Origin of the sequence: Micromonospora sp. NPDC049203 (assembly GCF_043197215.1) — a bacterium.
Lineage (GTDB): Bacteria > Actinomycetota > Actinomycetes > Mycobacteriales > Micromonosporaceae > Micromonospora.
Genome location: NZ_JBICSV010000002.1, coordinates 754231 through 769589 on the forward strand (window position 1 = coordinate 754231; position 15359 = coordinate 769589).

12 protein-coding genes are annotated in these 15359 nt (G+C 72.2%); 7 read left to right on the forward strand and 5 right to left on the reverse strand.

Going from position 1 to position 15359, the window contains the following annotated elements; genetic code table 11:
• Positions 1 to 10 precede the first annotated feature (10 nt).
• Entirely contained in the window at positions 11 to 1078 is a 1068-nt protein-coding gene (locus ACGFIA_RS07820; RefSeq protein ID WP_357388004.1) for a phosphatase PAP2 family protein, read from the reverse strand.
• Between the two features lie 114 nt (positions 1079 to 1192).
• On the opposite strand from ACGFIA_RS07820, the gene ACGFIA_RS07825 reads away from it, so the two are divergent.
• Complete coding sequence (locus tag ACGFIA_RS07825; protein ID WP_357388002.1) at positions 1193 to 1597, forward strand: hotdog domain-containing protein; 405 nt, start codon at positions 1193 to 1195, stop codon at positions 1595 to 1597.
• Entirely contained in the window at positions 1594 to 2421 is an 828-nt protein-coding gene (locus tag ACGFIA_RS07830) for an MBL fold metallo-hydrolase (RefSeq protein WP_357388000.1), read from the forward strand. The genes ACGFIA_RS07825 and ACGFIA_RS07830 overlap by 4 nt, the downstream gene beginning before the upstream one ends.
• 19 nt (positions 2422 to 2440) lie before the next feature.
• Here the strand turns inward: ACGFIA_RS07830 and ACGFIA_RS07835 are convergent, their stop codons facing one another.
• Together ACGFIA_RS07835 and ACGFIA_RS07840 are read right to left on the reverse strand one after the other, a co-directional pair.
• On the reverse strand, positions 2441 to 3340 hold the full coding sequence (locus tag ACGFIA_RS07835) for an aminoglycoside phosphotransferase family protein (RefSeq protein WP_393259135.1): 900 nt from the start codon (positions 3338 to 3340) through the stop codon (positions 2441 to 2443).
• Between the two features lie 7 nt (positions 3341 to 3347).
• Positions 3348 to 3857, reverse strand: a complete 510-nt coding sequence (locus ACGFIA_RS07840; protein WP_357387996.1) for a MarR family transcriptional regulator — start codon at positions 3855 to 3857, stop codon at positions 3348 to 3350.
• A gap of 81 nt (positions 3858 to 3938) precedes the next feature.
• Here ACGFIA_RS07840 and ACGFIA_RS07845 point away from each other — a divergent pair, with 81 nt between their 5' ends.
• Positions 3939 to 5171 (forward strand): multidrug effflux MFS transporter, encoded by a 1233-nt coding sequence (locus ACGFIA_RS07845; protein WP_393259137.1) that lies wholly within the window; start codon positions 3939 to 3941, stop codon positions 5169 to 5171.
• 11 nt (positions 5172 to 5182) lie between these two features.
• Here ACGFIA_RS07845 and ACGFIA_RS07850 read toward each other — a convergent pair whose 3' ends face one another.
• Positions 5183 to 6112: a carbohydrate kinase gene (locus ACGFIA_RS07850; protein WP_393259139.1), complete on the reverse strand. Its 930-nt coding sequence runs from the start codon at positions 6110 to 6112 to the stop codon at positions 5183 to 5185.
• A 322-nt stretch (positions 6113 to 6434) separates the two neighbouring features.
• On the opposite strand from ACGFIA_RS07850, the gene ACGFIA_RS07855 reads away from it, so the two are divergent.
• The gene (locus ACGFIA_RS07855) at positions 6435 to 7571 is read left to right on the forward strand and encodes a lytic polysaccharide monooxygenase (RefSeq protein WP_357388127.1); all 1137 of its coding nucleotides are present in this window, start codon (positions 6435 to 6437) and stop codon (positions 7569 to 7571) included.
• Positions 7572 to 7631: 60 nt separating this feature from the next.
• Here ACGFIA_RS07855 and asnB read toward each other — a convergent pair whose 3' ends face one another.
• Complete coding sequence (gene asnB / locus ACGFIA_RS07860) at positions 7632 to 9593, reverse strand: asparagine synthase (glutamine-hydrolyzing) (protein ID WP_135241123.1); 1962 nt, start codon at positions 9591 to 9593, stop codon at positions 7632 to 7634.
• A gap of 112 nt (positions 9594 to 9705) precedes the next feature.
• Here asnB and ACGFIA_RS07865 point away from each other — a divergent pair, with 112 nt between their 5' ends.
• The 3 genes from ACGFIA_RS07865 to ACGFIA_RS07875 all read left to right on the forward strand — a co-directional run bounded on the left by ACGFIA_RS07865 (position 9706) and on the right by ACGFIA_RS07875 (position 15352).
• Positions 9706 to 11181, forward strand: coding sequence for an aminopeptidase P family protein (locus ACGFIA_RS07865; protein WP_357476988.1), 1476 nt, complete (start codon positions 9706 to 9708; stop codon positions 11179 to 11181).
• 265 nt (positions 11182 to 11446) lie between these two features.
• Entirely contained in the window at positions 11447 to 13192 is a 1746-nt protein-coding gene (locus ACGFIA_RS07870) for a hypothetical protein (RefSeq protein WP_393259142.1), read from the forward strand.
• A gap of 291 nt (positions 13193 to 13483) precedes the next feature.
• The gene (locus ACGFIA_RS07875) at positions 13484 to 15352 is read left to right on the forward strand and encodes a hypothetical protein (RefSeq protein WP_393259144.1); all 1869 of its coding nucleotides are present in this window, start codon (positions 13484 to 13486) and stop codon (positions 15350 to 15352) included.
• The last annotated feature ends 7 nt before the right edge of the window (positions 15353 to 15359 follow it).

A 15359-nucleotide genomic window follows, 5' to 3' on the forward strand; every position in this document is an offset into this window, starting at 1 on the left:
CCCGCCGGGCCTACCGGCGCTCGGCGGGCACCGCGTCCCGGTCGTCGGCGGCCCGGTCCGGGGTGTCGGTGGTGTCGCCGACGGCGGGCGGCTCGCCGGCGGCGACGGCGGGCTCGCCGGCACGCCGGGCCCGCCGCGCCGCCCACCAGCGCTCGGCCAGGCCGACCACCAGGAACGTCATGCCGACGTACGCCCAGCCGACCAGCACGTCGATCAGGTAGTGCTCACCGCTGTACATCAGCGTGAACGTCATGGCCAGCGGATACGCCAGCATCAGCGGCCACCAGCGCTTGCGCACCGAGCGCATGAAGAACAGCACCACGAACAGCGCGAACGCGGTGTGCAGCGACGGCATTGCGGCGACCGGGTTGGAGGCGATCTGCCCGGCGTTGAGCAGGTTGCCCGCGCCGTGCATGCCGATCTCCTTCCAGCCCCGGGTGGAGATCCGCGCGACCTCGGTGAGCAGGCCGTTCTGGGCCGCCCACCACGGCGGCGCGGCCGGGTAGGCGAAGTAGGTGACCAGCCCGGCCGCGCACAGGAAGCCCCAGCGGGACATGTACGCGATCCAGCGCCGCCGGTTGCGCATCCACAGCACCGCCGCGGCGGCGAACGTCGCCACGAAGTGCGAGAAGTAGATCCAGCTCACCAGCACGTCCCACCAGCGCACCTCGGCCGGGTCGTACAGCCGCTCCTGGAGCCAGATCGTCGGCACCTCGCCGCCGGTGAGCCATCCGGTGAGGAACCGGTCGGCGACGATCAGTTCCATGGCGTGCGGGGTGGCGCCGTTGTCGGCGAACCCACGGGACAGGTTGTACGCGGCGAGCAGCAGCACCACCGGGATCCAGTCCCGGGCGAAGCGCAGGTGGCTGCGCCACGGGCGGTCCGAGTTCCAGGCGATGGTGCCGGCCCAGATCCACAGGAACGCGTACGCCGGGTCGGTGGGCAGGCCGATGGCGAGCCAGGCGGCGACGAACGCGACGCCCCAGATGGTCATCGCGATCACACGGCGACGCCCGCCGTCGGGCGATTCGGTGGTCGCGTCGGGGGCGGGGGTCGGAGATTGTGTCTGCTCGGCCATCGCGGACAAGGTTAACGGCGGGCGACGGGCGGGCCTGCGGGCGGGCGGGAACGACGCGGGGGCGGCGGCTCGGACGCCGGACGGACCCGGGCCGGCTGCACTAGGCTCGGCCGCATGCAGGAGCAGCCGGAGCCGCCCTTCGCGCCGGGCCTGACCGCCCGGGTCGAGCTCACAGTGACCGACGCCGACACCGCGCAGGCGGTCGGCTCCGGGGACGTGCCGGTGCTCGGCACCCCACGGGTGCTGGCGCTGGCCGAGGCGGCCACGGTGGCCGCCACCGCGACCCGGATGCCGCCGGGGTCCACCACCGTCGGCGTACGGGTCGAGCTGGAGCACCGCGCGGCCACCCCGGTCGGGCGTACCGTTTCCGCCCACGCCGAGCTGGTGAAGGTCGACGGGAAGCGACTCGTCTTCGACGTGACTGTCACCGACGGGCCCACTGTGGCGGCGCGGGGCCGGGTCGAGCGGGCGCTCGTCGACCGGCAGCGCTTCGTCGAGCGGGCTCTCGGCCCGTCATGACCGCCGGGTTCACCGAGGTCGCCACCGGGGTGTACGTGAGACGCGAGCCGGTGCTCGCGGTGAACGTGGTGCTGGTGGCCGGTGACGGCGCGGCGCTGCTGGTGGACACGCTCTCCACCGCCGCGCAGGCCGGGGAGCTGGCGGAGGCGGCGCGGGCGGTGACGCCTCACCCGTGGACGATCGTCAACACGCACCACCACTTCGACCACTGCTTCGGCAACGCCACGCTGGCCGGGCCGGACACCGCGATCTACGCGCACGCCCAGGCCGCGGCGGCGCTGCGGGACCGCCCCGAGGCGGTGCGCCGGGCCGCGTACGAGGAGATGCGCGCCGGGCATCCGGCGCTGGCCGAGGAGCTGGCGCGGACCGAGCTGCGGGCGCCGACGCGCGAGGTGGTCTCCGAGACGGTGCTCGACGTGGGCGGCCGGCGGGTGGTGCTGCGCCATCCCGGGCACGGGCACACCGACGCCGATCTGGTGGTGCACGTGCCGGACGCGGACGTGCTCGTCGCTGGCGACCTGGTGGAGCAGAGCGGGCCACCGGCGTTCGAGGAGTCGTACCCCCTGAAGTGGCCGGACGCGCTGGCCGACCTGCTGCGGCTGACCACGCCCGCGACGGTGGTGGTGCCCGGCCACGGCGAGCCGGTCGGCGCGGACTTCGTCCGCGAGCAGCACGCGCAGCTCGCGCGGCAGGCGTGGCTGATCCGCGCCGGGCACACCGGCGGCGCGCCGCCGGAGCGGGTGGCGGCCGAGTCGCCGTTCGGCGCCCGGCCGGGCCTGATCGCGGCCCGGCGCGGCTACGCGGAGCTGGACGGCACGGCCTGACCGGCGGCGGAGGCCGAAGTCAGCCGGCGTCGGCCAGGATCTCGCGGAGACGGTTGCGGCACTCGGCGACGAACGCCGGGAACGTGTGCCAGTAGTAGGAGACGCCGCTGGCCGCCACGCCGAGCGCCCAGGCGCGGGCCCGCGCCCAGGTCACGTCGTCCACGCCGAGCGCCTCGCGGTAGGCGTGCCGGGCGGGTGGCGGGAGGTCCCAGATCGGCGCGTGTTCGGCGTCGGGGTGCCCGACGGCGAGGCCGCCGAAGTCGATGACCGCCCGCAGCCGGCCGTCGCGCACCAGCAGGTTGGTGGGCTTGAGGTCGCCGTGCAGCCAGACGTGCGGCCCGGCGGGTTCGGGCAGGGTGAGGGCCTCGCGCCACAGCCGCTGGAGCGTGCCGACGTCCGCCTCCTCCCCGATCAGGGTCCGGCAGTCGTCGAGCGCCGGGGAGATCCAGGTGTCGCAGGGACGCAGGCTGCCGCCGCGGTATCCACCCAGCGGGCCCGCCCGGGTCGCGCCGAGCAGGTCGGCCGCGTGCAGGTGCCGGACGAACATCGCCAGGTCGGTGCCGAGGGCGGTCCAGTCCCCGACGGTGCCGGGCCGGACCTCGTCGCCCGGTATCCACCGCAGCACCGACCAGGGCAGCGGGAAGGCGGCGCCCGGCGTGCCCGCGTACAGCGGTTCGGGCACGCGCACCGGCAGCAGCGGCGCGAGCCGGGGCAGCCACCGCTGTTCCTTGCGCAGGGCAGTGGAATTCTCCGCCGTACGGGGCAGCCGGACCAGCAGGTCGGTGCCGAGGCGGTACATCGTGTTGTCGGTCCCGCCACCGGCGGGCGTCACCGGCAGGGCGGCCCACTCGGGGCGCTGCTCGGTCAGCAGCGCGCGGACCACGCCCTCGTCCACCGGTATCTCGTCCTGGTGCAGCACCCCGCGATCATGTGCCGAGGGGCGGTACGGCGGCCACCGGGTTTCCCGCCGCGGGTTCGGACCCCTCGGGCCGGACGGGTCCGGCGAGCGCGTCGCGCAGCGCGTCGAGGTGCGGGGCGGCGGCCAGGATCGCCGCCCGCGCCGGCGGGTCCAGCGCGTCCAGGGCGGCGGCGAGCAGCGCCGCGCGGTGGGTCGCGTAGTGGGCGATCCGCGCCCGGGCGGCGTCGGTGGTGCGCAGCCGGACCACCCGGCGGTCGGCGGGGTCACGGTCGCGAGCCAGCAGCCCGGCGTCGGTGAGGTCGCGGACCAGCGTGCTCACCGTGTTGGGCGCGGTGCCGAGACGCCGGGCCACCTCCTTGCCGCTGATCCCCGGCGTCTGGTGGACCAGCAGGAGCACCTCCACCTGAGCCTCGGGCAGCGGGTCCCGCCCGGCGCGCGCCATGGCTCGGCGGCGCAGGAGCCGGTGCACCTCGCCCAGCGCCGCGCCGAACCGCGCCACCTGCTCGTTCGTCGCCACGGAGTCACCCGCCTCACATCGCAATAGTTCTGACTACAGAGGTAAGGTACCCCGAAGCACCGGATCAGGGGGTACCCACTCGTGAGCAACGCCGCGCCCGCCGCCGCGCGCCCGACCGATCGCACCACCGCGTCCACCGCACCCACCGGCGGCGTGACGCTGCTGCTCCTGCTCGGCGGGCTCACCGCGGTCGGCCCGCTGTCGCTGGACATGTACCTGCCGGCGTTCCCGGCCATGACCCGCGACCTCGGCGCCGACCAGGCCGGCATCCAACTCTCGCTCACCACCTACCTGATCGGCCTGGCGTTCGGCCAGCTCGTCACCGGACCGCTGAGCGACCGCTGGGGGCGCCGCCTCCCGGTGCTGGTGGGCCTGGTCGCGTACACGGTGCTGACGCTGGCGTGCGCCGCGGCGCCGAACGCCCCGCTGCTCGCCGTCGCCCGGTTCGCCCAGGGTATGGCCGGCGGCATGGGTGTGGTGGTCGCCCGCGCGGTGGTCCGCGACCTCTACGCGGGCCGCGCCGCCGCGAAGTACTTCTCCCGGCTCATCCTGGTCTTCGGCGTGGCGCCGGTGGCGGCACCGGGCGCGGGCAGCCTCGTGCTGCGGTTCGGCTCGTGGCGGGCCGTCTTCCTGGTCCTGGCCGTCATCGGGGCGATGCTCGCGGTCGCGGCCGCGCTGCGCCTGCCGGAGACGCTGCCGGCCGAGCGGCGCAGCACCGGCGGCCTCGGGGGCACCCTCCGGACCATGCGGTCGCTGCTCGCCGACCGGGTCTACCTCGGGTACGCGCTGACACAGGGTTTCGCGTTCGCCGGGCTGTTCGCGTACATCTCGGGGTCGTCCTTCGTGTTCCAGGACGTCTTCGGTGTCTCCATGATGGTGTACAGCGTGATCTTCGGGGTCAACGCGCTCGCCCTGGTGGCCCTCGGGCAGGCAAACGCCCGGCTGCTCGACCGGTTCTCCCCGCGCCGGCTGCTGGTCACCATGCTCGTGGTAGGCCTGGTGGCGGCGGCCGGCGTGCTGACCGGCGCGCTGGCCGGGAGCCTGGTCGTGACGGCGGTGCCGCTGTTCGTCTTCGTCGGCTCGATCGGCATGGTGATGCCGAACAGCACCGCGCTGGCGCTGGACGCGCACGCCCGGCACGCGGGCACCGCCGCCGCGCTGATGGGCGGCATCCAGTCGGTGGTGGGCGCGCTGGCCGCCCCGCTGGTCGGGCTGGGCGGCGAGGGCAGCGCGCTGCCGATGGCAGTGGTCCTGGCCGGCGGGTCGCTGCTGTCCCTGACCGCCGTCCTGACGATGACCCGCCGGCGCGCCTGACCCCGGCGGGTTCACGGGAAGCGGGCGGACACCCGCGCGCGGGTGGGCATGGCGGTGGCGCCGCCCGGTGACTCGCACACCACAGCCGCCACCCGCAGCGCGAACGCGACCCGCTCCCGCCACCCGGCCGGGTCGGCCGGGTCACCGGCGACCAGCAGGTCGGCGATCAGCGCGCCCATCACCGAGTCGCCCGCGCCCGTCGCGTCCACCGCGTCCACCTTCGGGGCGGGGACGCGTACCACGTCGTCGGCGGCGGCGACCAGGGCACCGTCCGCGCCGAGCGTGACCACGACCGTGCCCGCGCCCAGTTCCCGCAGGTACGCGGCGACGCCCTCGACCGGCTCGTCCGGGTAGAGCAGCCGCGCGTCGGCGCTGCTGAGCTTGACCAGGTGCGCGGCGGAGGCGAACTCGGCGACGACCGCCCGCAGCCCGTCCAGCGCGCCCGGTGCGGTGAGCAGGCGGGGCCGCACGTTGGGGTCGAACACCCGCAACCCGCCCGCGATCGACCAGGCGCGGCGGGCGGCGGCCAGCACCGGCGGGTCGAGCAGCACGATCGAGCCGCAGTAGAGCACGTCCGCGCCCTCGACCAGCGCCACGTCCAGGTCGTCCGGGCCGAGCAGCGCGTACGAGCGGGGTTCGCCGTAGAAGCGGAAATCCGGCTCGGGCCCGGCGAACGTGGCCACCGCCAGCGCGGTCGGAGCCGGCACCGCGACCGTCCCGCTCACGTCCACACCGGCGTCGGTGAGGAAGGCGCGGATCCGTCCGGCCAGCGCGTCGTCGCCGAGCGACCCGACGAACCGCGCGTCCCCGCCGAGCCGGGCGACCGCCACCGCGACGTTCAGTGGACCGCCGCCGATCGCCTGCCGGTAGACGGGTTCTCCGTCGTGCTCGGCGTCGAGCAGGTCCACCAGCGCCTCGCCGAGCACCACCGCGTACCCCATCCTGGCTCCTCTCATCGTCTCCCCCGATCCTGGCGCATGCCGGCGCCACGCCGCGCCGGGACCCGGGCATCGAGCAGCGCCTATTGCGGGCGGGGAGCGGACGTGGTGGGATGGCGGTGCCGGGTAACGACGCGGGGGCTGCCGCGTCACCGGCCGCCGGGTCGAGCCGACGCGAGGGCATCCACGCGGTCCGTGGGCAACGGATCGCAGACGGTGCGCGCCCGCCGACGGCCCCGGCCGCGCAGGCGCGGGCACCGCGATCGCCGCATCCGCTCGTCCCAGCGGAGCGGGCCGAACCAGGCCACGCTCCGCGAGTCAGGAGATCCCCGTGCACCGATCCCGTACGGCCGCGTTGCTCACCGCGGCCGCCACCCTGGCCCTGGGCGCGTTCGCCCTGGCCACCAACTCCGGACCGGCGGCCGCGCACGGCGCGGCCATGACGCCGGGCGCCCGCACCTACCTGTGCTGGAAGGACGGCCTCACCGGAACCGGTGAGATCCGGCCGAACAACCCCGCCTGCTCGTCGGCGGTGGCCGCGAACGGGGCGAACTCGCTGTACAACTGGTTCAGCGTGCTGCGCTCCGACGCCGGCGGGCGGACCGTCGGGTTCATCCCCGACGGCAAGCTCTGCAGCGGCGGCAACCCCAACTTCAGCGGGTACGACGCGGCGCGCAACGACTGGCCGATCACCCACCTGACGGCGGGCCGGTCGATGGAGTTCCGGTACAGCAACTGGGCCCACCACCCGGGCACGTTCTACTTCTACGTGACGAAGGACAGCTGGAGCCCGAACCGCCCGCTGGCCTGGAGCGATCTGGAGGAGCAGCCGTTCCTGCAGGTGACCAACCCGCCGCAGCGCGGCGCGGTCGGCACCAACGACGGTCACTACTACTTCACCGGCAACCTGCCGTCGAACAAGAGCGGCCGGCACATCATCTACTCGCGCTGGGTCCGCTCGGACAGCCAGGAGAACTTCTTCGGCTGCTCGGACGTGACGTTCGACGGCGGTAACGGCGAGGTGACCGGGATCGGCTCGGGCGGCAGCACCCCCCCGACGACCGCGCCGCCGACCACCGCGCCGCCGACGACCGCTCCCCCGACGACCGCGCCGCCGACCTCACCTCCGCCGGTGACGACCAGCCCGACGATGCCGGCCGGCTCCTGCATGGCGGTGTACAAGGTGGTCACCGCCTGGGGTGGCGGCTTCCAGGGCGAAGTGACGATCATGAACCACAGCACCCGGACCTACTCCGGGTGGACCGCGAACTGGACCTGGCCCAGCGGCCAGACCATCAACCAGGTGTGGAACGGCACGTTGAGCGGCAGCGGGGCGTCGGTCAGCGTCTCCAACGCCGCCTACAACGGCAGCGTCCCGCCGGAGGGCACCACCACGTTCGGCTTCACGGCGAACTTCTCCGGCACCAACTCCCTGCCGACGGTCACCTGCACCGGTCGCTGATCCCGTAACGGGAAGGGCCCCCGGGGAACACCCCGGGGGCCCTTCCTCATCACGCTCGGGTCAGCGGACCATGCTGCCGACGACCGGCTTGGTGAGCAGCGCGGACTGGTTGCGCTGGATGCCCGGGTCGAGCGTCTTGGCCACGAAGATGGCGTGCCAGATGCAGAAGATCAGCACGGTCCACACCTTGCGGGAGTGGTCGGCCTCCTCCCGTTTGTGCTCCTCCAGCAGGCGCATCGCGTACGACAGGTCGATCAGGTCACCGGCGCCCGAGGTGGACAGCACGTGCCGCGCCCACTCGTACATCTCGCCGCGCAGCCAGACCCGGGTCGGGGTCGGGAAGCCCAGCTTCTTGCGGTTGACGATGGCCGGCGGCACCACGCCCTGCAGCGCCTGGCGCATAGCGTACTTGGTGGCCTCGGAGCGGGGCGGCAGCTTCAGGTCGACCGGGATGCCGGCGGCGACGTTGAAGACCTCCCGGTCCAGGAACGGCACCCGCACCTCGAGCGAGTGCGCCATCGAGATCCGGTCGGCCTTGACCAGGATGTCACCGCGCAGCCAGGTGTAGAGGTCGACGTACTGCATCTTGGTGACGTCGTCCAGTTCGGTGCACTCGGCGTAGATCGGCGCGGTCACGTCGGTGTAGCGCACCGAGGGGTCGTAGCGGCGCAGCAGGTGCTGCTTCTCCTCCTCGGTGAACATCCGGGCGTTGCCGTAGTAGCGCTCCTCGATCGGGGTGGTGCCGCGTTCCAGGAAGCTCTTACCCTTCACTCCCTGCGGGATCGCCTTGGAGACCGCGCGCAGGCCCTTCTGCACGCCGTCGGGCAGGCTGTTCACCGCGTTGAGCGACAGCGGCTCCCGGTAGATGGTGTAGCCGCCGAAGAACTCGTCCGCGCCCTCGCCGGAGAGCACCACTGTGACGTGCTCGGCGGCCTTCTTCGCCACGAAGTAGAGCGGCACCAGCGCCGGGTCGGCCACCGGGTCGTCCAGGTGCCAGACGATCTTCGGCAGCGCGTCGATCATGTCCTGCGGCCCGATCTTGGTCGGGATGGTGGTCACGTCGAGGTGCCGGGCCGAGTCCTGGGCCACGTCGATCTCGGAGTAGCCGGGAACGTCGTAGCCGACGGTGAAGGTGAGGATGTTCGGGTTGAACTCGCGGGCCAGCGCCACCACGGCGGTGGAGTCGATGCCGCTGGACAGGAACGAGCCGACCGGCACGTCCGAGCGCATGTGCATCCGGACGCTCTCCCGCAGCGTCTCCCGGATGTCGTGGTAGAGCCGCTGCTCGTCGGAGACCGGGGCCGGGCGGAACACCGGCCGGTACCAGCGGCGCACCTCGATCCGGCCACCAGGGGTCCAGGTCAGGTACTCCCCCGAGCCGATCCGGCTGATCCCCTTGTGCAGCGTGCCCGGCTCGGGCACGTACTGCAGGGTCAGGTAGTGGCTCAGGTTGGCGGTGTCGATGCCCGCGTCGCCCTGGTACGCCGAGTGCGCGAACGGCAGCAGGGCCTTCTTCTCCGAGGCGAGGTAGAGGCCGTCCTGGGTCTCCAGGTAGTGCAGCGGCTTGATGCCGAAGTAGTCCCGCGCGCCGAAGGCCCGCCGCTCCTGCCGGTCCCAGATCACGAACGCGAACATGCCGCGCAGCTTGGTGAGCACCTGCTCACCCCAGTAGTGGTAGCCGGCGACGATCACCTCGCCGTCGCCGTTCGTGGCGAACTGGGCGCCGTAGTCGCGGATCAGCTCCTCGCGCAGCTCGATGTAGTTGTAGATCTCGCCGTTGAAGGTGAGCAGGTAACGCCCGCCCGCGTAGGGCAGGGGCTCGTGGCTCAGCGCCACGTCGATGATCGCCAGGCGCTTGTGCGCGAACACACCGTCCGCGTACCGGCCGGAGGCGTCGCCGACCACCTCGACCCCTGTCTCGTCCGGGCCACGGTGGTGCAGGCACTCCAGTGCGCCGGCGATGTGGTCGCGGTGGGCGGCGGCGTCGCCGCGCGCGCTGAAGAAGGCCAGGAGTCCGCACATGGCCGCCATCTTTCCACGCGCCGGAAGCCGTCGTCGCGGCACCGCAGGCACCTACCGCTGTCGTGCGCGCGGTACCGTCGGGACCAGCGATGAGGCTCAGGGAGGGCGGATCATGGCCGAGGAGCGGACCCGGCAGGGCAAACCGGCGGACGGCACGGAGTCGCACGACCCGGATTTCCCGGAGGCGTTCCTGTCGTTCATGCGCCAGGGCTGGCGGGACACCGAGCTGCCGGTCACCCCGCGTCCGGAGGTGCCCAACCACGCCAAGCGGCGGGCCGCGCTGGCCGAGGCCTTCCCGGGCGAGACGCTCGTCATCCCCACCGGCAACGAGAAGGTACGCGCCAACGACACCGACCACCGGTTCCGGCCGGGCAGCGACTTCGCGTACCTGACCGGCGACCTGGAGCCGGACAGCGTCCTCGTGCTGCGGCCGGGCGGCGAGTCCACCCTGTTCATGCGGCCCCGGTCGTCCCGGGCGACCGACGAGTTCTTCCGCAGCCGCCACGGCGAGCTGTGGGTGGGCCGCCGGCCGACGCTGCGGGAGAAGTCCACCGAGCTGGGCCTGCCGACGGCCGACCTGAGCGAGCTGGACGCGGCGCTGGCCGAGCTGGCGCCGGGGCGTACCCGGGTGCTTCGCGGTTTCGACGCCCGGGTGGACGCGGCGGTGCGCCGGTACGACGGCGCGCGCGCCGAGGGGCAGCCCGGCCGCGACCGGGAGCTGGCGATCGCGATCGCCGAGCTGAAGCTGGTCAAGGACGAGTGGGAGATCGCGCAGCTCCAGGAGGCGTGCGACGCCACGGTGCGTGGCTTCGAGGACGTGGCGCGGGCGCTGCCGGCCGACCGGGGGGTCTCCGAGCGTCTGCTGGAGGGCGTCTTCGCGCTGCGCGCCCGGCACGACGGCAACGACGTCGGCTACGGCTCGATCGTCGGGGCCGGCGAGCACGCCACGATCCTGCACTGGGTGCACAACCACGGCGCCACCCGTCCCGGTGACCTGCTGCTGATGGACATGGGCGTGGAGAACCGCAACCTCTACACCGCCGACGTCACCCGGGTGTTCCCGGTCGACGGCCGGTTCACGCCGTTGCAGCGTCAGGTGTACGACGCGGTGTACGCCGCGCAGCAGGCCGGCATCGAGATGTGCCGTCCCGGCGTGGCGTTCCGGGACGTGCACCTGGCCTCGATGCGGGTCCTCGCGGAGGCGCTGAAGGATCTCGGGCTGCTGCCGGTGAGCGTGGACGAGGCGATGGACCCGGCCTCCACCGTCTACCGGCGGTGGACGCTGCACGGCACCAGCCACATGCTCGGCATCGACGTGCACGACTGCGCCAACGCGCGCAAGGAGAACTACCGCGAGGGGCCGCTCGGCGAGGGGTACGTGCTCACCGTCGAGCCGGGCCTCTACTTCCAGCCGGAGGACGAGCTGGTCCCGGAGGAACTGCGGGGCATCGGCGTGCGGATCGAGGACGACATTCTGGTGACCGCCGACGGCCCGGTGAACCTGTCGGCCGGCCTGCCGCGCGCCTCCGCCGAGGTGGAGAACTGGCTGGCCGAGCAGCGTGAGGCGGGCCCCCGCCTGCCCGGCTGATCCCGCGGCCGCGATCTTCGTCGGGCCCCGTCACCGCGCCTCCATGGTCCGGTGACGGGGCCCGCCGCCGTCTGGGCCGTTGCGGTCCCGCACACGTGGTTGCTCACCGACCGCCATTAGTGGGAGGAATGCGGGCTTTTCTCGGATACGTCCTCTTCGCGAGGACCCTTCTCATACGGTGTCGATCAGAGGCTACAACCGGTTTGTAGCTGGTCGCCCGTCCTGGGGCGGTGCGACCCGTTTGGGAAGAACCGAAAGGGCTCTCATGTCGAACGACGTAACGACACCGGACGGCGGCGCTCCGATGGCGCCTCCGCCGCGGACGAGCAGGCGGCGGGCGCTCTGGGTCGCCACCGGCGTGGCCGGGCTGACCGGCGTCGTCGGGCTGGCGGCGCTCGGCGGTCTCGCCGCCCGCGACGACAAGTCCGGCACCGAGCCGGTGGCGGACAACCACGCCGCGGCGCCGCAGAGCGCCGGCGACGGCTCCCGCGCCGAGGGCGGCAAGGGCGACGACGGGTACGGCAAGGACGGCGAGGACCGTGGCCAGGAGGGCCGCGACCGTGGCGAGTGGGGCCCGGACAAGGGCGGCAAGGACGGCAAGGACGACCACGGCAAGACCCGCGAGGTCCCCTGCAAGGACGAAGCCCTGATCGACGCCCTCGAACTGGCCAACCGCGACCACGGCGGCACCATCAAGCTCGCCGAGAACTGCACCTACGAACTCGGCGTCAAGGACCGCAAGGTCGGCTCCGCCCTGCCCGAGATCAAGCAGGACGTCACCATCAAGGGCAACGGCTCCACCATCAAGCGCGACGCCGAAGACACCTTCCGCATCTTCCGCGTCACCGACGGCGGCGACCTCACCCTCAAGGACCTCACCATCAAGGGCGGCAACGCCAACGAGTTCAAGTACCCGGGACCGTCCGCGCCGAAGGCGGCCGACCCGGCCGAGCTGGACGCCAAGCGGGTCGAGGGTGACGGCGGCGCGCTCCTGGTCGAGCGCGGCGGCAGTGCTCACCTGCACGCCGTCAAGCTCGTCGGCAACAGCGCCGAAGGCGACGGCGGCGCCCTGGCCAACTACGGCCGCACCTGGCTCATGGACAGCAAGGTCGTCGACAACCACGCCCAGGGCGACGGCGGCGGCATCTACAACGAGGGCATCCTCAAGGTCGAGACCACCCACGTCGACGACAACACCGCGGGCGGCAACGGCGGCGGTATCGCCAATGGCGGCGGCGCGCACCACGACGGGCCGGTCGACCTGGCGTCGGCCGCGAAGGCCGGCAAGGGCGGACACGGCCGGCAGCACGCGGGCACCGTCGAGATCATCGGTGGGCACGAGGGCAAGGACGCCGCGTCCAGCACGTTGAGCCGCAACCGGGCCGGTCACAACGGTGGCGGCCTGTTCAGCAGCGGCGGCTGGGTCAGCGTCTCGTTCACCGCGATCACGGGCAACACGGCCTGCGACAACGGTGGCGGCGTGTACGCCGAGAGCACCGATCTGCTCCTGGAGCGGGTCCTCGTGGCCGGGAACCACGCCGACGGCAACGGCGGCGGCGTGGTGACGACCGGCGGGCGGGACTGGACGCCCACCGGGGCCGAGAAGGCCGACGGCGAGGCGAGCGCCACGATCTCCGAGAGCGCCATCGTGGACAACACGGCCGGCCGGTTCGGTGGCGGCATCTACAACGGCGAGTGGCTCATCAAGATCGAAGACGGCTTCCTCGCCCGCCCGTACGACAAGGACGACAACGCCACCCTCACCATCCGCGACACCGACATCAAGGGCAACACCGCCCTCAACGGCGGCGGCATCTTCAACAACAAGGCGAAGATCACCCTGACCAAGACCCTCGTCACCAAGAACACCGCCACCGACTCCAGCAAGCTCCACCGGGTAGCCGGCGGCGTCCTCAACAACGAAGGACGCGTCAAGCTCGACGACAAGTCCCTCATCAGCAACAACGACCCCACCAACTGCGCCAACACCGTCGAGGACTGCTTCAACTGAACCGCACCACCACATAACCGGAGAGCCCTCCTCGCGTCGTGTACGGCGTGAGGAGGGCTCCCACCCCGGCAGCCGACCGGCTGGCCGTGGTGTCCCCCGCCGGGGCGTCCGGACCACCCTGCGCCCACCCATCCCACCCGCACCCTTATGCGGGTTTTTTTCGTATATGGCCACGAGGCGAAGATGGTTCTCATACGGTCGTCTTCAGCAGCTACAACCGATTTGTAGCGAAGGCCGCCTCGCCAGGGCGAAGCGACCTTGTCAGGTACAAGGAGAGGGCAGAGAGCTCCGATGTCCAACTACCTTCGCAATAACAATGGCGCCACCAGCAAGACCATCTCCCCGCTCCGGCGTCGCCGGATGTGGCTCGCCACCGGCGTCGTGGGCCTGACCGGAGCGGTCAGCCTCGCCGGCGTGGCCTACGCGACCACCGGGGCCACCGGCCCGCACCGGCTCGCCGACGTGAAGTGGTCGACCACGCAGCAGCTCAGCGACGACGACCACGGCGACAAGGGCGGCAAGGACGAGTACGGCCGCGACGACTACGGCAAGGACGATCACGGCAAGGACGGCAAGGACCGTGGCCAGGAGGGCCGCGACCGTGGCGAGTGGGGCCCGGACAAGGGCGAATGGGGCCCGGACAAGGGCGGCAAGGACGGCAAGGACGACCACGGCAAGACCCGCGAGGTCCCCTGCAAGGACGAAGCCCTGATCGACGCCCTCGAACTGGCCAACCGCGACCACGGCGGCACCATCAAGCTCGCCGAGAACTGCACCTACGAACTCGGCGTCAAGGACCGCAAGGTCGGCTCCGCCCTGCCCGAGATCAAGCAGGACGTCACCATCAAGGGCAACGGCTCCACCATCAAGCGCGACGCCGAAGACACCTTCCGCATCTTCCGCGTCGCCGACGGCGGCGACCTCACCCTCAAGGACCTCACCATCAAGGGCGGCAACGCCAACGAGTTCAAGTACCCCGGCGGCGACCAGCCGCCGGCCGCCGCCCCGGCGGTAGCGGCCCCGGCCGCCGCCCCGGCTGTCGCGGCTCCGGCCGCGGCGACCACGGCCGCCACTGTCACGCCGGTCGCCGACGGCATGAACGGCGGCAAGGACGACGACAAGCGGGTCGAGGGTGACGGCGGCGCGCTGCTCGTCGAGCGCGGCGGCAGCGCCTACCTGGACAACGTCAAGCTCGCCGACAACAACGCCGAAGGCGACGGCGGCGCCCTGGCCAACTACGGCCGCACCTGGCTGAAGGACAGCAAGGTCGTCGACAACCACGCCCAGGGCGACGGCGGCGGCATCTACAACGAGGGCATCCTCAAGGTCGAGACCACCCACGTCGACGACAACACCGCGGGCGGCAACGGCGGCGGCGTCGCCAACGGCAGCGGCCTGTCCGGTGAGCACGGTCCGGGGGCCTCCGCCGCGCCGAAGGGTTACGACCCGAAGGCCAAGCACAACGAGGCCGGCATCGTCGAGATTTTCGGTTCCGACCACGGCAAGGACGGCGTCGAGTCGAGCCTGTCGGACAACCACGCCGGCAAGAACGGCGGCGGCCTGTTCAGCAGCGGCGGCACCGTCACCGTGTCCTTCACCGCCATCACTGGTAACACCGCCTGCGAGAACGGCGGCGGCGTCTACGCCGAGAGCACCGACCTGGACCTGGACAAGGTGCACGTCGCCAAGAACCACGCGGACGGCAACGGCGGCGGCGTGGTGGTCACCGGTGGCAAGCACTGGGGCTTCCCGAACAACAAGGAGCACGCCAGCGCCACGATCTCCGACAGCAAGATCGTCGACAACACGGCCAACCGGTTCGGTGGCGGCATCTACAACGGCGAGTGGCTCATCAAGATCGAAGACGGCTTCCTCGCCCGCCCGTACGACAAGGACGACAACGCCACCCTCACCATCCGCGACACCGACATCAAGGGCAACACCGCCCTCAACGGCGGCGGCATCTTCAACAACAAGGCGAAGATCACCCTGACCAAGACCCTCGTCACCAAGAACACCGCCACCGACTCCAGCAAGCTCCACCGGGTAGCCGGCGGCGTCCTCAACAACGAAGGACGCGTCAAGCTCGACGACAAGTCCCTCATCAGCAACAACGACCCCACCAACTGCGCCAACACCGTCGAGGACTGCTTCAACTGACCTGACG